At 33.7% G+C, this 3,427-nt stretch carries 2 protein-coding genes; one reads left to right on the top strand and one right to left on the bottom strand.

The window, feature by feature from the left end; translation table 11 throughout:
- Positions 1-349 precede the first annotated feature (349 nt).
- Positions 350-1,483 (bottom strand): hypothetical protein, encoded by a 1,134-nt coding sequence (locus tag GJV77_RS14485; RefSeq protein ID WP_155037045.1) that lies wholly within the window; start codon positions 1,481-1,483, stop codon positions 350-352.
- A 693-nt stretch (positions 1,484-2,176) separates the two neighbouring features.
- Between GJV77_RS14485 and GJV77_RS14480 the strand changes: the two genes are divergently transcribed.
- Complete coding sequence (locus GJV77_RS14480; RefSeq protein WP_155037044.1) at positions 2,177-2,614, top strand: GNAT family N-acetyltransferase; 438 nt, start codon at positions 2,177-2,179, stop codon at positions 2,612-2,614.
- Positions 2,615-3,427 lie beyond the last annotated feature (813 nt).

The raw sequence follows: 3,427 nt of genomic DNA, 5'->3' as shown, positions 1-3,427 counted from the left end.
CAAAAAGGGAAGATCTTCTGACCTCCCCTTATATCTTTAATAACTATAAAAAACAGTAATTGTCTCATCATCTTTGTGATTCGCTCGACAGCCCTTCCTAAAATATTTCCAACCATACACATAATTAGGCTGATCTTTCTTACCCCAATTATTCGGTAATTATTTTGCAGATTTATAATCCAAATCAACTTCTCTCTTTTTATGCCTTCGCAAAAGCCCTAAATCACCTCTAAGCAAAAAGACCACCGGTAGATATGCCACACTAAAAAAAACAACAAAAAGCATAGTGTTCAGCCTTTTGAAACTAGACCCACCAGCTTTTCACCACAGACAATACCACTCCTATTCTTTACTTACTATAGTGAATAATTACAGTACTACCTTTGACATTTGCATCCTCAACCCCCTTATCTGTCCCTTTCCAATAATACAAACGATACTCGCTCTTTGTGTCGGGATAGATAAGCTCCATATCCTTTATATCGGTATATGTCTCAGTAAACTCCTTTCGTTTTTCATCATCTTCGAAAATTAATTCTGCCCTGAAGGCCGAACCACGCTTAATTAATTCAACATCAAGCTCTTCCTTATAAAAAAATCTATAAACAAACCCATTAGTCAAAGACTTCGAGTCAATGCGCGAAATAGAACTATCTTCTTTCAATAAATTACTGATTTGCTCTTGAGATAAATGCTCTAAGTCATCTCTCATCAAAAATTCAGGTACGAGTTTATTTATAGACTTCGAAAACTCCCATCCACGCCTAAAAATCATGTTCTTTTTTCCATCGAAATAATAATCAAACATATCGTAAGGCGAATCCACCTTCCCCTTATATAATCGAACAGCGATTCCCTTAGCCCTCAATGCCGCCTTGCCCTTTAGGTAAAAACCTACCTTTTGCAAATCGTATAAGCCAAACGGAAGTGCCCCGTACTGTACATCATTTAAATAAATGAGTATTTGCTTATCCACATTACTTACCAAAATCTTCAAGATCACATCTTTGTTCAAAACTGCTTTATCAATAGGTGCTATTAGAGCAACCTTTCCTTTTTTTCTAACTTTTACATAAAGCCAATACTTGCCATTATCCCTAGTGACACCGATAACCGCACCTTTGTGCTCCTCTGGTCTAAAGTCGCTGTACTTATAGTCATTATTCATCAAATAGACTCCCGTAAAAAATGCAGTAGTAGCATCTCCCTGGGGTCGTACTGCAAACTGAGCTGCAATCATATACATCTCAAGATTACTTATATCTTCCTCATCTAGATAGGTCCATACACCCTCCGCACCATCAGTTTTATTGGTAATATAGTAATAACCATCAACCACACGAGCATCATAAGCGCCAAAATCTGTCGTACGCCAAGATCGATCATTGGTCGAAAAATCTTCTTTAATCAAATCCTTTAATTCCTGCGACTGAACCAGAAAGCTAGATAAAAGAAATGCGAAACTCACTAATTTTTTAATCATCTTATTTGGTTTTATACACCGAACATGAGATATCTATCGCCCCCGATATTATTCTCAAGACATCATATATCCAGTAAGTTACTTGGCTAAAATACATTATTTATTTGACAATAAGCCCCAAAAACAGTAACGAAAGCTAAAACTTAACACAATAGACAACCGCTGATTTCAAAACAATACCACCCCTCTTGCATAACTAAATATTATTCGTATACTTAATTAGAAATCAAGAGATAAACCTACCTACAGCTTGATTAATTTACACTATTCAAACTAAAAACAAACTCCTGTTTTTAGTGTAAAAAACACCAATCAAAATTAAGATTAAAATTCGCTGTACGCGATATTTTTCAAACTTTCATTTACCTTAATATTAACGCCAACCCCAGTATTTACACGCTTTTATCCTACACTTCTCTCATACTTGTTTGGAGAATAGCCCCTCATTTTTGCCTGTTTTTCCGAACAAGTATGGAAGAACGCTACAACAAGACTCGAAACCCTTGACTCTCATTGATCTTAATCAGTTCGGTAAACCTCAAACTAATTTTATTAAATCAAATAAAAAGGACAAAAAGCGAACAGTAAAAAAACTATAACAACATGAAAAACAGTTGTACCTACACTATTTAAATAATAGATGATATCCGTTTTTTTGTACTTTAGTTTTTTTAAAACACAGCATCACATCAAATGAACACTATCAGCATAGAGATTACTCAAACACCAGACCCAAAAGACTCAAAACACATTAGTCAAGGAATTGTCAACTTTAATCAAGCAATGATTCCTGATTTAGAACCCATCGAAGCAGAAGTAAAGTTTTTTGCCTTTGCTAGAAACCAAGAAGGCGAAGTAATCGGCGGCATACGCGCCACTTGTTACTGGAACACACTACACATCAAACTACTATGGCTCGATCAAAACTACCGAGGACAAGGTATGGGACAACAATTGCTCAAACAAACAGAACAGTTTGCCCCGAAGCACGATTGTCAAAAGGCTTTGGTCGAAACAACGAGCTGGCAAGCTAAGCCATTTTATGAAAAGGCAGGGTATAATCACATCGCCACAATCAATGATAGACCAAAGGGGCACGTTTCTCATTACCTAACCAAAGAATTAGACTAACACGACTCGCGTATAAACACAAAAAAAGAGGTGTATCCTGATACACCTCTCCAACACCTTCATCTTCGCATGGTAAAATCATACTAACTATTCTATCAATATTTTAAAGATGAGGCCTACAAAGTACTTTAAGTAACAATTAAAATAAACTAAATATTAATTCACGCAATTTCGCGAATGATTCAATTACTAAATTTCTATTTTTAAAAAATCCTAAAACTCCTTTACATTTAACAAAAATACACTTCCAAAAAAAAATAAAATAAACACAAATCTAATAGTCATCAAGTAAATTTATCATTATTTAATTCTTTCACAATAAATATAATAAATTACTGACAAACTCAAAAATCAATCACTTTAACTTTAAGATTACTTTAACTAAACATTACCATTTAAAGATTGACAACAAACAGAAAATTTTAAACTATTTTTTACATTTAAACAAGATAGCGGAAATAATTAATGTTAAAAAAATAAAAGAGCTTAAAACCTTACTGTTAATTGAGTATAATATTGTAATTTTACATTTCATGTTAAAGACATTCATTTAGCAGCTTTAAAAGCATCTTTAACAGGAGATTTTCCCTAAGAATAAAACAAACTTTTTATATGCTTTAAGCGGATTAACTAATTCACTTGTAATAAGAAAAGGAGACTTCTGGTCCCCTTTTATTGTTTATGTTAAATAGTATAACTAAAGACACGCTTATCTAGACAACGCACAAACAACGTCCTAGCACTTATCAATATTGACTTTTTCGATTAACATTTTTTTCTAAGTACACGACAAAAAACTAAAGCAATTGATAT

Origin of the sequence: Myroides pelagicus (assembly GCF_009711055.1) — a bacterium.
In the GTDB taxonomy this organism is placed as follows: domain Bacteria; phylum Bacteroidota; class Bacteroidia; order Flavobacteriales; family Flavobacteriaceae; genus Flavobacterium; species Flavobacterium pelagicum.
The sequence above is the reverse complement of the archived record's forward strand: the minus strand, read 5'-3'. Positions and strand labels throughout refer to the sequence as shown.

What these genes read in the sequence shown, in the direction of transcription:
- GJV77_RS14485 (WP_155037045.1), bottom strand. Translation starts at nt 1,483, where the DNA reads ATGATTAAAAAATTAGTGAGTTTCGCATTTCTTTTATCTAGCTTTCTG.
- GJV77_RS14480 (WP_155037044.1), top strand. Translation starts at nt 2,177, where the DNA reads ATGAACACTATCAGCATAGAGATTACTCAAACACCAGACCCAAAAGAC.